The following is a 14,633-nucleotide window of genomic DNA, read 5'->3' as shown; positions in this document are numbered from 1 at the left end:
TGGTCTCCGTCAGTCACAAGGGCGGGATAGGGAATGTCATGTGCGCAGATACGGCGCACGGCGCGCCGCGGATGCATCCGCGGCCGTCATTCGCGATCGCCTGGCGACGCGAAGCCGGGCATGCCGATTTGCGCGGGCAGTTGCGGCACGCGCCTGAAGCGCGACGTGTCGTAACCCATCGCGTCGAGCCGCGCGAGCAGCGAGCGATAGGTGGCGTCGTCCATCGTCGGCTCCCGCGAGAAGATCCAGCCGAGCGTCTTGCCCGGATAGCCGAGGATCGTGTACCGGTAGTCGGGGTCGACGTAGAGCGTCAGTTGCGTGACGTACACCGGCCAGAACAGCCGCACGCGCCATTCGCCGCCGCCGCTGCCGGGCTTGACGGTGTCGACGAACCGATAGCGCTTCTCGGGCCCGTCGAAGCTTCCTTTGCGGCCGACAAATTCGTCGTCGATACGGCCGTCGTCGCGAAGGCGCCACTCGGCCCGGCTGCCGACGAAGTCGCGTTCCGCGAAGTACGGGATGTTGGCGATCACGTACCAGCGGCCCATGTAGCGCGGCAAGTCGACGGGTACGGTCGACAGCGGAACCGCGGCGCGCGGATTCGGATTCGGCGGGCTGCCCGTGCAGCCGGCTCCGCCGAGCGCGAGCGCCGTCACGGCCGTGATGGTTGCGCGACGGAGAATCCGGCGGACGATCAACGCGTTCATGCGCGCCCCCCGCGCTTGTCGAACAGGTAGTGGGCGACGCCCCATTCCTGCCCGTCGGCGTAGCCGAACAGCTCGGCGACGGCCATGTAGAACATCCGCCAGCGCTGGAACCAGATGCGCGCGTCGGCGCCGTAGACGGTGTCGAAAATGGGCATGATCCGCGGGCGCGCCGCGTCGAGCGACGCGAGCCACTGATTTGCGGTGCGCGCGTAATGAGTGCCGTCGAGCCACCACTGGCGCGCGATTCGCACATCGTCCTGAAACCGCAGCAGCAGATCGGCCGACGGCATCGTCCCGCCCGTGAAGAAGTGGCGCGACATCCAGTCGGTGTCGTCGTGCACCGCGAAGTGATAGGCGGCGAGCTTGTGCGCGAAGATGTGCACGAACAGCTTGCCATCGTCGTCCATCCAGCGCGCGATTTTCGCGAGCAGCTGTCCGTAGTTCTTCATGTGCTCGAACATCTCGATCGACAGCACGCGATCGAAGCCGGCTTCCGCCGGATCGAAGTCGAAGTCGACCACGTTGCCGGTCACGATCCGCAGATTCGTCAGCCTGCGCAGCGCCGCGCATCGTTCGATGAACTCGCGCTGACCGTACGAATTCGAGAGTCCGACGATCTGCGCGGCCGGATACCGCTCGGCGAGCCACAGCGACAGCGAACCCCAGCCGCAGCCCAGGTCGAGAATACGCTGGCCGTCCGCGAGATCGGCGCGCTGCGCGTACAGCGCGAGCATGGCCTCCTCGCCTTGCGACAGCGTTTCGTTGCCGTTCGGGTAATAGCCGCACGAATATTTGCGCCGTGGGCCGAGATGGGCCTCGAAGAAGCTGCCGGGCAGTTCGTAATGCTGGGTATTGGCCGCGTGGGTTTCGATCGCGATCGGGCTCGCGCGTAGTTCGTGCACGAGCGCGTCGACGGCCGCCGCACGCGGCTCGCCGTCGTGTGCGTGCGCGTCGCGCAGCCGCTGCCGCATCAGCCTGCGCATCCCGGCCCGGATCAGCGCGTCGGGCAGCCAGCCGCGCTCGCAGCAGCGAATCAGCCAGGCATCCTGGGGGGCGGCGATCGCGGCAGGCGACGATTGCGAGGTGGTAGCGGTCATGAGCGCGTGCTCCGGTCTTGAGGGTGATCGGGTCGAGTGCGGGACGTGCCGGTCGCCGCTCGCGGCGGCCACGGAATGAGCGCGCTGGTGGTGCGCATGTACTCGCGATAGTCGGGGCGGGTTTCCACCATGCGCGCTTCGAGCAGCGGCATGCCTGATACCTTGACCAGCAGCCAGGCCATCACGACGGGCGGCATCAGCGTGAGCCAACCCCACGGCATGCCGATCGCGAGCGCCGTGTAGGCGAGCCAGTGCACGCACTCGAAGAAATAGTTGGGGTGCCGCGAATAGCGCCACCAGCCGGCGCGGCAGACCTGGCCGCGATGGTCGGGATTCGCGAGGAAGCGCTTGAGCTGGCGGTCGGCGACCGTCTCTCCGGCTACGGCGGCGATCCAGATCGCGGCGGCGGCGGCGATGGCGGCAGGGGCCGCGGGTTCGGGACTGTATGCAGGCACGAAGAACGACGCCGACAGCAACATCGAGATCAGCGCCTGCAACTGAAACAGCCAGAACATGTTGCGCGGCGCGGCGTCGCCCCATTGCTGGCGGAATTGCCGGTAGCGCGGATCCTCCGGCTGCCCGCGATTGCGGGCCCACAGGTGCCGGGCAAGCCGCAGACCCCAGATGCCGCCGCCGGCGGCCACGAGTACGCGATTCAGTTCCGGGCCCGTGCCCAGCACGGCGACGAATACGGCCACGCCGCCAAGCGTCGCCGCCCAGACCGGATCGATCATTCCCGCGTTCCGGGAGTGCAACTGGGCGATCCACACTGCCGTGAAGGACGCGATCAGTGCGACGAAAGCGAGAAGGGCAACGGCGACGGCGGGCATACGGGCTCCGGGGGCGCAATAACGGTCATATACGAAGCCGGGGGCCGAATGGATGCAGCGGGATGCGTTGCGCTGCGCTCGCGCAGCAGGGGAGCGCGCGACGTGCCTGCCGCGACGGGCGCTCCGGGCGCGAACTGCGCTGCAACGGCACGGCGATTGCGTGCACAATAAGCCGCTTTCGTATGTGGAGATGAAACGGGATGAAGCGACTTATCGTTGGTCGGCCGTTGCTAACGGCCAGCGTGTTCGTTGCAGGCGCAGCGCTCTTGCTCGCGGGTTGCGCCGGCGTGGCCGGCGGGCCGAGCGGCAACGCCCACGTGCCGCAGCCGGCCAGAACAGTCGATCTCGATCGCTACGTCGGCAGGTGGTACGAATTCGCGCGCTATGAAAACCGCTTCGAGCGCGGATGCGAGGGCGTGACCGCAGACTATGCGAAACGGGAGGACGGTCTGGTCTCCGTGCGCAACACCTGTCGCGAAGGCAGCCCGGAAGGCCGTGCGCGCAGCTCCGACGGCCGCGCGCGCATCGTGCCGGGCAGCGGCGACGCGAAGCTTGAGGTTTCGTTCTTCGGCCCGTTCTTCTTCGGCGACTACTGGATACTCGATCATGCTGACGACTATTCATGGTCGATCGTCGGCGAGCCCTCCGGCCGGTTCCTGTGGATCCTGACGCGCGACGCGAAGCCGTCAGCCGAGCGCGCGGCGGCGCTGGTCGAGCGGGTCCGTTCGCTCGGATACGATACGGCGATGTTGCGCCGCACCGCGCACTGAGCGGGCGGTACATGCAACCGGCGTGCGCGGCTTCGCCGAGCGCGGCCACGCAAGCGGCGCAGCGCCGGGGAAGGACGACGCTCGCGTACGCCCGTTGACCGGACGTCCATGCCGGCGCCGCCGTTCCGAGCGGCGTCGTCGCAGACTCCCCACCCGCGCGATCGCGCAAGCTCACTGTGATCACCGTGGGCGATTCGGCAAACCGGGCGAAGCGCCGGATCGCGCCGTCGATGCACGGCGAGGCGGCGTGATGCCGCCTTCGGCGCGCATCCGCGTGGGCGGACGCGCCGGCAGCGGCCGGCTTTCGACACGTTTCCAGCGCCATGCCAGTGCTTCATGCCGCCGCACGCGCAAGCCGGCCCGACCGGCGCATCGATCCGGATTTCGCTCGGTCTTGCCGCGTCAGCGGACGCGCGGCACGGCGAGGAACGCCGCTTGCTAGCCGTTCCTAACCGACACGGCGGCAATCGGCCGAAGCGCGTCGCGCTGCGCTTTTCTCGCGTGTGCGCGTCGGCCGGCGAAACCGGCGGGTCGTACCGGGCATCGGTGTCCCGGATGGTGCGACAACGTGAGCGGCAGGAGAATCCATGCGAACCGGAATGCATGAACGACCAAGGACTGCGGGCAAGTTCTGCCATGACCCGTGTCACGCTTGTCGTGACGCGCGGCGCAACCACAGGCGCGACGATTCGGAGACGGCCGCATGACCATCGGCTGTCCCGCCTGCGGGACGCTCGGCGACATCCCGCCGCTCGGCGCTCGCGCGCTGGTGCGTTGCCGGCGGTGCCGCGCGCCGCTGGAGCGGCGCAGCGGCCGCAGCGTGCAGGCCGCACTCGCCTGCACGACGGCGACGTTCATCCTGCTGTTTCCGGCCAATCTCGCGCCGCTGATGACCGTCACGATGCTCGGAACCGCACACTCGTCGGTATTGGCGTCGGGCATCCTGACGATGTGGGATCGCGGTTGGGTGATCCTGGCCGCGCTGCTCGCGATGTTCGGCATCGTATTGCCGTTCGCCCGCTTCGGCGGCCTGATGCTGGTGCTCGGTGCGATCCGCTTCCGTCGGCCCTTCACCGGCATCGGCGTGGTGTTCCGGTGGACGCTCTGGCTCGATGCGTGGGCAATGCCCGACGTGTATCTGGTCGGCTGCATCGTCGGCTACGCGCGCGTGACGCAGAACCTGACCGGCACGATCGACGCCGGAGGCTACTGCCTGCTCGCAGCAGGACTGATGTCGATGATCACGCGCGCGTCGCTCGATCGCTGCACCGTGTGGCGTGCCATCGCGGCCGAGCGATACCCGCAGCCGGGCGAGCTGACCGTTGCGTGCAGCGCTTGCGACCTGGTGCTGCCGGTGTCGCGGGAAGGGACGCCGTGTCCGCGCTGCGGGCTCGGGCTGCGCTTGCGCAAGGCGGCGCCGCTTTCGCGGGCCAGCGCGTTGTCGCTGGCGGCGCTCGTGCTGACCGTGCCCGCCAATCTGCTGCCGATGACGCGGTCGATGCAGTTCGGACACGTGGTGTCGCATCGGATCATCGACGGCGTATCGCAACTGTTTCACGTGGGGCTCTGGCCGTTCGGGATACTGACGTTCATCACGAGCATTGCGATACCGGTCGGCAAGATCGCCGGCATGGCGTGGTTCGTCGCGTCGGTGCTGCGACGCTCGCGCCGGCATTTGCGCGCAAAAGGACGACTCTACCGATGGATCGACGAACTCGGCCGATGGTCGAACGTCGACGTGTTCACGATCGCGGCGTTCATTCCATTGATCCGGTTCGACGGCATCGCGTCCGCCGACCCCGCGGCCGGCGCCACCGCATTTGCGCTCGTCGTCTTTTTCACGATGCTGGCATCGCGTGCATTCGATCCCCGCCTGATGTGGGACTCGCGCGACAGGAGCAGCCGATGAACAGGCCGCGCACGCCACGCACGCGAGCCGACGTGCGCCGCAGCGCATGGCCCGGCTGGGTCTGGATCGTCCCGGTCGCGACGCTCGGCGTGGTGGGATGGCTAGCCATCCGCGCGTTGGCGGAACGCGGCGAAACCGTGACCGTCGTGTTTTCCGACGCGCACGGAATGAAAGTCGACGATACCGAAGTCACGCTGCGCGGGGTCAAGGTGGGGAAGCTGTCGGGCATCGCGTTGTCGCCCGACGGCCAGCACGTCGAGGCCACCCTCGCCATCGCGCGTGCCGAGGAGCAGTACCTGCGCAGCGGAACGCGGTTTTTCCTGCGCGGCGCGCAACCGGAGATGAGCGATCCGTCATCGCTGCGTGCGCTCGTCGTGGGGCCGGAAATCGTCATGGAGCCCGGGCCCGGCAGGCCCGCGCGGCATTTCGATGGCACCGAGCGGCGGCCCGCGCTCGCGCCGCGGCATGGGCCCGTCGTTTCGTATGTCGTGCGCTTTGCCGGCGCTGCAGGCGAACTCAAGGACGGCGCGCCCGTGAAGTTGCGCGGCTTCCAGGTCGGGACGGTCACACGCGTGCGATTGAGCTACGACGTCGCCAGCGAGCAGCTTGGTACGCCCGTGCAGATTGCGCTCGAGCCGTCAGCGCTGGGTATCACCGGCGTGCAACCGCCGGCCGATGGCAACTGGCGCCCGATCGTCGACCGCATGCTCGGGCGACTCGTTGCACGCGGGCTGCGTGCGCGCCTCGTGCAGGATCCGCCGCTCGTCGGTGCCCGTATGATCAGTCTCGACTTCGTCCGCGATGCGCCGGCTGCGACGTTGGCGGCCGCGGAGGGGCCGGCCGAGATACCGAGCGTCGAATCCGCGGACTTCGACGCGATCGCGGCCCGGGCCAACGACATCGCGGGCAAGATCGATGCGCTGCCAATCAGGGAAACGGGCGACGACGTGCGCAACATCGCGGCACGGATCAACGCATTGGCAGCGTCGCCGCAACTGCGCGACAGCCTCGCGCATATCGACCGCTCGGTCGCGCAGATCGACCGGACGCTGCAACAGGTGTCGCCGCAGATCGGCCCGCTCGTCGCGCAACTGCGCGATACGGCGAACGCTGCGGATCAGGCGGTTGCGTCGGCCAGGCGCACGCTCGACGACGATGGGACCGCGGAAAGCAGTTTGCCTGCCGCGCTGCGCGAACTGACCGACACCGCGCGTTCGGTGCGCGCACTGGCCGACTATCTCGACCGGCATCCGGAAGCGATCGTGCGCGGCAGGCGTGAGGAGAAGCCATGATCGTTGTTGCGTGCAAGCAGATCGGAACATCGGTGCGCGACGCGGTGAAATCGGCACCGGCCGCGCTCGCCGTCACCATCGCGCTGGGTGGCACGTTCGTCGTCGCCGGATGCGGGCACAGCCCACCGACGTGCTACGTTGCGCTGAGCCCGGTGGCAAGTGCTGCGCCGCGCGCAACCGAGCCCGTCGCGCCCGTGCAGCTGACTGCGGTGCATGTTCCGGCGGCGCTCGACCGCCTCGAGGTCGTCGTGCAGCGTTCGGCGAATCGCCTCGTGATCGACGACGGCGCGCGCTGGGGCGCGCCGCTCGACCTGATGATGCGCGAGACGCTGACGCAGGACTTGCTGGCGCGTCTGCCCGAAGGTGCCGTCGTGTTGCCCGGCGCGCCGCGGCAGGCGGATACGCGCACGCTCGTCGTCACGGTGCTGGACGCGCACGCCGACGAAAGCGGCACGCTGACGTTTCTGGCTGCGTGGACGTTGTTGTCCGGCCGCCCGGAGCGCGTGACGTCGAGCCGGGAGACGACGCTGACCGCGCAACTCACGTCGCGCGATGCGGCGGCGCAGGCTGACGCCCTGAGCCGTGTGCTCGGGCAGCTCGCCGACCGGATCGCGAGTGCGCTCGTTGGGCGCTGAGTGCGTGGGTTTGTGAATCGGTGAGCGAGTGAAGGCGCGTCGGCGCGGCCTCCCGTGCGCCGCTTCTGCGCGGATCCGGACCGAGCCGATTACCGCGTTGGCGCTCACGAGGCTGCGCTTTTGACAGCGCACGCCAAAGGGGGCGCCGGAACGTCGAATAGCGGCCGCGCGCGCGGCCCGCGTCCTGCGCTCGGCCCGTCGCTCATGTCCGGCGTGAGGCACTCGAGCGGCGCGGCCGCGCCGACCGCATCGCGCAGGCGCCGAACCAGTTCGCGCGCATCGTCGATATGGCGTCGGCGCCTCGCGACGGTCTCCAGGCGCATGGCGGCCAACAGCGTGTCGAGTTCGTCCGTCGCCGTGCACGCGCGCCGCCTTGCTGCAACGAGCGCATCTGCGTCGACCCCGTGCGTCGTGACGAACGCACGGACGAGTTCGACGTATTCCGTCACGGCGGCAGTCGCATCGCTCGACACGGCATCGAGCCGCCTGCGCTCCCAATCGGGCCACGCGAGCACGCTTACGCCGAGCGCAACGAGCGCACCGGCGATGCTGTTCGCGACCCGCATGCCGGCAAGCAGCCACGGCGATGCAATCGGCGCGCCGAGATACGCAACCAGGATGAAATGCGGTGTGAGGAACAGGATGTACGACACGTAGTCGAGCGGCCTTGCGGAGAACGTGCCGGTTGCGAGCGGTACGATCGCCAGCGCGAGAAGCACCGGGTTGTGACACGCGAGCGCGACCGCCGATGCCAGGATCGCGCCCAGGATCGTGCCGAGTACTCTCAGCGCGGACGTTTTCAACGTGTGCGGCACGGTCGGCTGCATGACGAACAACGTCGTCAGCACCATCCAGTAACCCTGCTGAACGCCGAGCACGCGGGCGAGCACGGCGGAGAGCATGGCCGCAGCGGACAGGCGCAGCGCATAGCGCGCGATGCGTCCGTTTGTGCGAATCTCCATCAGCGCCGCACCTGGTGCAGTCGCCTTTGCGCGCAACGGCTCGTGCCGTTCCGTTTGCGGCGGCGGCGCCATGCGCCGATCGCCGACCTCGCTGCCGCCGATATCGGTGAATGCCATCATGAGCGCCAGGCACGATTGCAGCCACGTCCGTGCCGGTTCGGTCAGCGCCGCCCCTTCGGCGCGCAGCGTTGCGCCGCGCAGGTCGGCAGCCAGCCGGTTGCGCAGCCGCGTGACGGCGGCGCGAGCATGCGGCCGCGCGAGCACGGTGTCGGCATGCGCGTCGATCAACGCGACGAGTTGGTGCAGCGACGGAACCAGCAGCGCGGTTGCGGCGCTACTGCCGGGCGGCCGATTGCGCAGCAGGGTGTCGAGGCCCGCGAGCAATGCGATCGACCGTTCACCGTCTAGCTGCCACGCCGTCACGGTGGCGCCGGCCGCGTCGGGGCGGCTCCGCGCCGTCCGAATCAGCGCATCGAGTCGCGTTCGCAGTGCCGTGCGGTTCGGGCCGCTTGCGTGCCGTGCATCGTGCGCGACCGGCACCAGCGCACGCACGAACGATCCCGCCGCGTACAGATAGGCGAACGCCGCCCGGCGTGCGCGCGTTGCCGCGCTTTCGGGCTGGGGGCCGACGAGGCATGCGACCGCCCACAGACTGCCGGCCGCGAAGCTCGCTGCATACTCGGCAGGCGCCGGCCACGGATGGGCGGGAAACGCGGCCGACACCGCGCACGCGGTGGCAAGCAGCAGCCCCCGAGCGCCGATCGTTGGGCCGCCCACGCGGGTGAGGCCGCCGATATAGACGGCAATGCCGGTCAGGCCGACCGCGAGCCACGCGAGATCCGCCACGGCCGTGGCTGCGGCGGATGCAAGCGAGCCGATCAATCCGAACATCGCACCCGCGAGCGCACGTTGGCGCATCGATTCCGACGGCTCGTCGGCGAGACACGTCCAGAACGCGGCAATCGCCGCCCAGCACAGCAGCGGCGCGTGCAGCGTGGCGGCGAGCAGCGCGGGCGCCGCGCACACCAGTCCGGCCTTCAGCGCCGTGGGCAACGGCAGGTGATGCCGCCCGTCGCGAACCGCACGGGCCGCCCAGTCTCGGATGCGCTTGATGGCGCTCATCGCATGCTCCTGCATCACCGTTCGCCGACGGGCCTCCGCAACGGGATAACGGTGAGCGAGCGGATCCCCTGTGCGCCGCGCACCAGCACGCCTTCGATGTCGGCGGTTGCCGACGGTCCGCTCATCAGCACGGCGTAGTTGGCCGCGAAGAACTCGCTGCGGTGATACGCGTGATGGAGGTTGCCGACGATGTCGGCGGGGTCGAGCAGCGCGACCAGGTGTTGCGACAGGTAACCGAGCGCGTTGACGTCGTATTGCGCCTCGCTGAGCCAGATCGAGCCGGTTTCGGCGACGGCGAACGCCGGGCGCACGATCCCGACGTCGACGTCGTTCAGCGCGCGCGGATCGTCGATCGCGGCGAGATCGCGGTTGCCGTCGAACTCGGGCGTGGCCGAGCAGAACACGGACGCGCCGGGAAACCGGGAGCGCACGAACGCGTCGAGCGACGCGTTTTCGGGCATCGCGCACCACGTCCCGCCGAGTCGCGCGAGCGACGCCCTGAACGTGTCGACGGCAGGCGGCAGAGCCGTATCGAACAGCGGCACGTCGGGCAACGGCCGGGGCGTGGGACGCACGTCGCGCAAACGGGAAAGAATCAGGTCTCGGCTGCTCATTTCTTGTTCCTCTTCAGATACCAGTCGCGGAAAGTCTGCTGGGGTGCGTCAGGCACTTCTCGATGCTTGCCCCACACGTTGAGCGGGTTGTAGAGCACGGCGCGCGGCAGTACCGATACCGCGGTGCCGGCCGTCTTGACGGCTGCGCGGTACAGCGCCGGCCGCGACAGCACCTGTCCGGCGACTTTCATCGCCTCCTGCTTGACGAACGGCAGTTCGTGCTGTTCGGCCACGATCTGCCGCCACTTGTAGATCTGCTCGTGGATATTGATCTTCACCGGACACACGCTGGTGCAACTGCCGTTCATCGTCGACGCAAACGGCAGCGAACTGTACTTGCGCAGGTTGAAGGTCGGGTTGATGATCGCGCCGATCGGCCCCGAGTAGACGCCGCCATAGCTGAGCCCGCTGCTGCGTCGATAGACCGGGCACGTGTTCATGCACGCGCCGCAGCGGATGCACTTGAGCGAATACCAGAAGTCGTCCATGCCGAGCCGCTCGGAGCGGCCGTTGTCGACCAGCACGAAATGCATTTCGCCGCCTTTCTTCGGACCGCGGAAGTGCGACGTGTACTGGGTGATCGGCGAGCCGATCGCATTGCGCGACAACATCCGGATGAATACGCCCAGATGCTCGAGCTTCGGAATCAGTTTCTCGATGCCGATCGACGCGATGTGCAGCGGCGGCACGTTGGCGCTGAGGTCCGCATTGCCTTCGTTCGTGCACACGGTGATGCCGCCCGTTTCGGCGACCGCGAAGTTGCATCCGGTCATGCCGGCATCGGCGTTCAGGATCAGCGGACGCGTGGCGTTGCGCTGCGCTTCGGCGAGTTTCGGGATGTTGCTTTCGTTCGGGTCGGTGCCGATCTTCTCGGAAAAGATTTTGGCGACGTCGGTGGCGAGCTTGTGCACGGCTGGCACGACGATGTGAGAAGGGAGCTCGTCATCGAGCTGCTGAATTTGCTCGCCGAGGTCGGTTTCGACGACAGTGATGCCGCGCTCCTCCAGATACGGGCGCATCTCGCATTCCTCGGTCAGCATCGACTTGCTCTTCACGAGCAGCTTCGCGTGACGGCGCTCCAGGATCTCGTACACGATCCGATTGTGTTCTTCGGCATCCTTCGCCCAGTGGACGATCACGCCGTTGGCGGTCGCGTTGCGCTCGAATTCCTCGAGATACTCGGGCAAATGCGTGAGCGTGTGCTCCTTGATCGCGGACGCAAGCGTGCGCAATTCCTCCCATTCGGGGATGGCGTGCACCTCGGCATCCCGCGACGTGCGCAGTTCCCACAGACGCTTGTCATGGAACTGGATGTGCTTTTCGTCGGCGATGAATTTCGCGGATGCGCCGACGTGGTCTACGCGTTTCATGCTCGTGCTCCATTGAGGATCTGTGCGATGTGGATGAATTTCAGCCCCAGCTCCAGGCGGTCCGAGCAACCTTTCTGGTGCATCAGGCACGACGAATCGGCCGACACGATGTATTCCGCGCCGTTGCGCTTGTGGTCGCGCACCTTGTCCGCGCCCATGCGCGCGGAAACCGGTTCCTCCGATACGCAAAACGTGCCGCCGAAGCCGCAGCATTCGTCGGGCCGATCGGGCTGAATGAACTCGATACCCTTGACGCCCTTGAGTAGTGTCAGCGGCTTCGAGAAGAACGGCTCCTCGATCTCGGACATCTTCGCTGTGCGCAACGCGCGCAGCGTGCCGCAGCTGTTGTGCAGGCCGACCTTGTGCGGGAATTCGGCCCATGGAAATTCCCGCACGCGCAGCACGTCGTGCAGGAATTCGACGAGCTCGTACGTGTTCTTGCGCACGGCGACGGCATCGCGGGTCTGGTCGGCCGCGGTCAGGTGGTCACGCACGTGGTGCACGCAGCTGCCGCTCGGCGCGACGATGTAGTCGTAGCCCGTGAAATTCTTGACGAACAGGTTCTCGGTCGCGGTGGCCTGCTTTTCGCAGCCGCTGTTGCCCATCGGCTGGCCGCAGCAGGTCTGGTCGAGCGGATAGTCGACGTCGCAACCCAGACGCTCGAGCAACTGCAGCGTGGCGATCCCGACGTCTGGGTAGAACGCGTCGATGAAGCACGGAATGAAAAGGGCGACTTTCATGGAATTCCTCCGTTGAATTGAACGCTCGGGGCGAAAGCGTCAGTGGTATGCGTGATCGTTCGACACCCTGCCGCGGAATACCGAGTACGCGACGCAGGTGTAGAACACGATGAACGGCATGACGAACAGGCCTGCGCCCCAGAACATGAACGTCTGGCTCGCTCGCGGCGCGGCCGCTGCATCGAGCGTCAGGTCGAACGGCACGATGAACGGCAGATACGATGCGGCGAGCATCAGCACCATCGCGATGCATCCGCCGGCGGCGAACAGATAGGCCGACGCGCCGTCGCGCCGCGCCGCCGCAGGCGCGCAAAGGAACGTCGCGCATGCTGCGACGGGCAGCGCGAACAGCAGCGGATGCAGGAGCCAGCGCGTTTCGACGGTCGTCTCGGTCAGCAGCGTCGACGCGAGTATCGACAGCACGAACAGTGCGGTGATCGGCGCGAGCCTCGCGATCGCGTCGCGACCGATGCGCTGCGACGCGCGTTGCCCTTTCAACACCAGCCATCCGGAGCCGAGCAGCGCATAGCCGAGCGCGAGGCTGACGCCGCACCAGAACGAAAACGGAGAACACCATTCGAAGCCGTTGCCTGCGTAGCGCAGCTGATCGACCGGCAGCCCGTGCGCGTACGTGCCCACGCACACGCCCTGCATCACGCTGGCGAGCAGCGAGCCGACGAACAGCAGCACGTCCCAGATCCGGCGCGAGCGCGCCGCCTTGTGGCGAAATTCGATCGCGACGCCACGCATGATCAGCCCGGCGAGCATCAGACAAAGCGGCGCATACAGCGCAGGCAGCACGATCGAATACACCGACGGAAACGCGCCGAACAGGATCGTGCCGGCGATGACGAGCCACGTACCATTGCCGTCCCATACCGGAGCGATCGACGCGATCATCTCGTCGCGCGCATCGCCGGCGAAGGCCGTCAGCATGCCGACACCGAGGTCGAACCCGTCGAGCATCAGGTAAGCGACGAGCGCGAACGCGAGTTCGGCGAACCAGAACCAGGTCATCATTGAACTTCTCCTGATCGAATCTTGAGGACGTCGCGGCGCCGTGCGTGCACCGGCAGCGCGGCGGGCGCATGCGTTTGTTGAATCACGTGACCATTCCAGACGGTCAGCACGTTGCCGATGACGAGGCCGCGCCGCACGATCCGTACGATGTAGTACACGCCGAAGCAGAAAATGAATGCGTATATGGCGACGAACAGCGCGAGCGTCGCAGCCGCGAAGTGCGCGGTCAGCCCGGGCGTCAGCGCATCTGCGGTGCGCAGCACGCCCCATACGGTCCACGGCTGGCGCCCGACTTCGGCGGTGAACCATCCCGCGAGGATTGCGATGAAGCCGAGTGGAAAGCTGCATGCGAGCGGCCAGAGGAGCCAGCGCCGTCGTTCGAGCCGGCCGCGCCGGGCCGCGACGGTGCCCGCCCACGCAAGCGCCAGCATGATCAGCCCGCAGCCGGCCATCACGCGGAACGCGAAGAATGGAATCAGCACCGGCGGCCGGTCGGCGGCGGCAAAGTCGGTGAGGCCGACTTCGCGCGAGTCCGCCGTGCCCGACGCGATCAGACTGCCGAGCACCGGTACTTTCCATTCGAAGCGGTTGCGCTCGTGCGCGGCGTCCGGAATGGCGAAAATCACTTCGGCGGCAGGTTGTTCGTCGGTCCATCTTCCCTCGACGGCGGCGAATTTGGCCGGCTGGTCGTCGTGCAGATAGTCGCCGGTCAGATGGCCGAACAGGATCTGCAGCGGGACGAGCGCGGCAGCGAGCGTAACCGACATCCGGACCATGAGCGTGGCTTCGACCCGGTAGCGGTCCTTCAGCAGATAGGCCGCGCCGACGGCAGCCACGCAGAATGCGGTCGTCAGGTACGCACCCAACAGCATGTGCGGGAAGCGTACCCACACGACGTGGTTGAAGATAATCGCCGCCCAGTCGGTGGGCACGAATATGCCGTTTTGTACGACGTATCCGACCGGATGCTGCATCCATGAGTTGTTCACGAGGATCCAGAAGGCGGACATCGTCGTACCCGCCGCGACGAGGATGCACGAGGTCAGATAGAACCAGGGCCGCACACGCGCGCGTCCCAGCAGCATCACACCGAAAAACGTCGCCTCGAGCGCGAACGCGGTAAACGATTCGTAAGTCAGCAGCGGCCCCTGGATCGGGCCGCTCGCGCGCGACAGCTCGCTCCAGTTCGTACCGAACTGGAAGGCCATCACGATGCCCGAGACGACACCCATGCCGAACGCGACGCCGAAAATCTTCAGCCAGAACTCGAATACGCGGCGATACACGCGATTGCCCGTCGCGATGGACATGGCCTCGAGTACCGCGAGCCACGCCGCGAGGCCGATTGTGAAAGACGGGAAGATGATGTGAAAGGAGACCGTGGCCGCGAGCTGGATTCGGGACAACAGGAGGGCCGTTGCTTCCATGCGTACGCTCCATTGCGAGATTGCATTGCAATGGAGTGTCGGCGCGGGGTGTTGCTCGGGCGTTGCAGATTGCCGCGGCTGCGTTACATTTGAAACAAGCGCCGCACCGGCTGGGCCGATCGCATGGTGCGCGGCCGG

13 protein-coding genes are annotated in these 14,633 nt (G+C 67.3%); 4 read left to right on the top strand and 9 right to left on the bottom strand.

Going from position 1 to position 14,633, the window contains the following annotated elements:
* Nucleotides 1-86: 86 nt before the first annotated feature.
* Genes BST28156_RS11145 through BST28156_RS11135 form a run of 3 tightly spaced genes read right to left on the bottom strand, consistent with a single transcriptional unit; the run spans nt 87 to nt 2,634 of the window.
* Nucleotides 87-707, bottom strand: a complete 621-nt coding sequence (locus tag BST28156_RS11145) for a lipocalin family protein (protein WP_012218187.1) — start codon at nt 705-707, stop codon at nt 87-89.
* The gene (locus tag BST28156_RS11140; protein ID WP_012218186.1) at nt 704-1,804 is read right to left on the bottom strand and encodes an SAM-dependent methyltransferase; all 1,101 of its coding nucleotides are present in this window, start codon (nt 1,802-1,804) and stop codon (nt 704-706) included. The genes BST28156_RS11145 and BST28156_RS11140 overlap by 4 nt, the downstream gene beginning before the upstream one ends.
* A complete protein-coding gene (locus BST28156_RS11135; RefSeq protein ID WP_012218185.1) occupies nt 1,801-2,634 on the bottom strand; it encodes a DUF1295 domain-containing protein in 834 nt (277 codons plus the stop codon). Before BST28156_RS11135 ends, BST28156_RS11140 begins: the two co-directional genes overlap by 4 nt.
* 200 nt (nt 2,635-2,834) lie before the next feature.
* Here BST28156_RS11135 and BST28156_RS11130 point away from each other — a divergent pair, with 200 nt between their 5' ends.
* From BST28156_RS11130 to BST28156_RS11115, 4 genes are all read left to right on the top strand, one after another.
* Nucleotides 2,835-3,404 (top strand): lipocalin family protein, encoded by a 570-nt coding sequence (locus tag BST28156_RS11130; protein ID WP_012218184.1) that lies wholly within the window; start codon nt 2,835-2,837, stop codon nt 3,402-3,404.
* A gap of 703 nt (nt 3,405-4,107) precedes the next feature.
* On the top strand, nt 4,108-5,313 hold the full coding sequence (locus tag BST28156_RS11125) for a paraquat-inducible protein A (RefSeq protein WP_012218183.1): 1,206 nt from the start codon (nt 4,108-4,110) through the stop codon (nt 5,311-5,313).
* Complete coding sequence (locus tag BST28156_RS11120) at nt 5,310-6,605, top strand: MlaD family protein (RefSeq protein ID WP_012218182.1); 1,296 nt, start codon at nt 5,310-5,312, stop codon at nt 6,603-6,605. Before BST28156_RS11125 ends, BST28156_RS11120 begins: the two co-directional genes overlap by 4 nt.
* The gene (locus BST28156_RS11115) at nt 6,602-7,240 is read left to right on the top strand and encodes a PqiC family protein (RefSeq protein WP_012218181.1); all 639 of its coding nucleotides are present in this window, start codon (nt 6,602-6,604) and stop codon (nt 7,238-7,240) included. The genes BST28156_RS11120 and BST28156_RS11115 overlap by 4 nt, the downstream gene beginning before the upstream one ends.
* A gap of 104 nt (nt 7,241-7,344) precedes the next feature.
* Here the strand turns inward: BST28156_RS11115 and BST28156_RS11110 are convergent, their stop codons facing one another.
* From BST28156_RS11110 to BST28156_RS11085, 6 genes are read right to left on the bottom strand one after another with little or no spacing between them, the layout of a single operon-like run.
* Entirely contained in the window at nt 7,345-9,324 is a 1,980-nt protein-coding gene (locus BST28156_RS11110; protein ID WP_012218180.1) for an FUSC family protein, read from the bottom strand.
* A 14-nt stretch (nt 9,325-9,338) separates the two neighbouring features.
* On the bottom strand, nt 9,339-9,938 hold the full coding sequence (locus BST28156_RS11105) for a LutC/YkgG family protein (protein ID WP_012464880.1): 600 nt from the start codon (nt 9,936-9,938) through the stop codon (nt 9,339-9,341).
* Entirely contained in the window at nt 9,935-11,308 is a 1,374-nt protein-coding gene (locus BST28156_RS11100; protein WP_012218178.1) for a lactate utilization protein B, read from the bottom strand. The genes BST28156_RS11105 and BST28156_RS11100 overlap by 4 nt, the downstream gene beginning before the upstream one ends.
* Nucleotides 11,305-12,048 (bottom strand): (Fe-S)-binding protein, encoded by a 744-nt coding sequence (locus tag BST28156_RS11095; protein WP_012218177.1) that lies wholly within the window; start codon nt 12,046-12,048, stop codon nt 11,305-11,307. The genes BST28156_RS11100 and BST28156_RS11095 overlap by 4 nt, the downstream gene beginning before the upstream one ends.
* Nucleotides 12,049-12,087: 39 nt before the next feature.
* Entirely contained in the window at nt 12,088-13,068 is a 981-nt protein-coding gene (cydB, locus tag BST28156_RS11090) for a cytochrome d ubiquinol oxidase subunit II (RefSeq protein ID WP_012218176.1), read from the bottom strand.
* Nucleotides 13,065-14,495 (bottom strand): cytochrome ubiquinol oxidase subunit I, encoded by a 1,431-nt coding sequence (locus BST28156_RS11085; protein WP_012218175.1) that lies wholly within the window; start codon nt 14,493-14,495, stop codon nt 13,065-13,067. Before BST28156_RS11085 ends, cydB begins: the two co-directional genes overlap by 4 nt.
* Between the last annotated feature and the right edge of the window lie 138 nt (nt 14,496-14,633).

Source organism: Burkholderia pseudomultivorans (genome assembly GCF_902499075.1).
Taxonomy (GTDB): domain Bacteria; phylum Pseudomonadota; class Gammaproteobacteria; order Burkholderiales; family Burkholderiaceae; genus Burkholderia; species Burkholderia pseudomultivorans.
Note: the sequence above shows the minus strand (reverse complement) of the source record. Positions and strands in the feature narration are given on the sequence as shown.

Excerpts from the sequence above, each read along its gene's own strand:
- BST28156_RS11145 (WP_012218187.1), bottom strand. The coding sequence starts at position 707 with ATGAACGCGTTGATCGTCCGCCGGATTCTCCGTCGCGCAACCATCACG.
- BST28156_RS11140 (WP_012218186.1), bottom strand. The coding sequence starts at position 1,804 with ATGACCGCTACCACCTCGCAATCGTCGCCTGCCGCGATCGCCGCCCCC.
- BST28156_RS11135 (WP_012218185.1), bottom strand. The coding sequence starts at position 2,634 with ATGCCCGCCGTCGCCGTTGCCCTTCTCGCTTTCGTCGCACTGATCGCG.
- BST28156_RS11130 (WP_012218184.1), top strand. The coding sequence starts at position 2,835 with ATGAAGCGACTTATCGTTGGTCGGCCGTTGCTAACGGCCAGCGTGTTC.
- BST28156_RS11125 (WP_012218183.1), top strand. The coding sequence starts at position 4,108 with ATGACCATCGGCTGTCCCGCCTGCGGGACGCTCGGCGACATCCCGCCG.
- BST28156_RS11120 (WP_012218182.1), top strand. The coding sequence starts at position 5,310 with ATGAACAGGCCGCGCACGCCACGCACGCGAGCCGACGTGCGCCGCAGC.
- BST28156_RS11115 (WP_012218181.1), top strand. The coding sequence starts at position 6,602 with ATGATCGTTGTTGCGTGCAAGCAGATCGGAACATCGGTGCGCGACGCG.
- BST28156_RS11110 (WP_012218180.1), bottom strand. The coding sequence starts at position 9,324 with ATGAGCGCCATCAAGCGCATCCGAGACTGGGCGGCCCGTGCGGTTCGC.
- BST28156_RS11105 (WP_012464880.1), bottom strand. The coding sequence starts at position 9,938 with ATGAGCAGCCGAGACCTGATTCTTTCCCGTTTGCGCGACGTGCGTCCC.
- BST28156_RS11100 (WP_012218178.1), bottom strand. The coding sequence starts at position 11,308 with ATGAAACGCGTAGACCACGTCGGCGCATCCGCGAAATTCATCGCCGAC.
- BST28156_RS11095 (WP_012218177.1), bottom strand. The coding sequence starts at position 12,048 with ATGAAAGTCGCCCTTTTCATTCCGTGCTTCATCGACGCGTTCTACCCA.
- cydB (WP_012218176.1), bottom strand. The coding sequence starts at position 13,068 with ATGATGACCTGGTTCTGGTTCGCCGAACTCGCGTTCGCGCTCGTCGCT.
- BST28156_RS11085 (WP_012218175.1), bottom strand. The coding sequence starts at position 14,495 with ATGGAAGCAACGGCCCTCCTGTTGTCCCGAATCCAGCTCGCGGCCACG.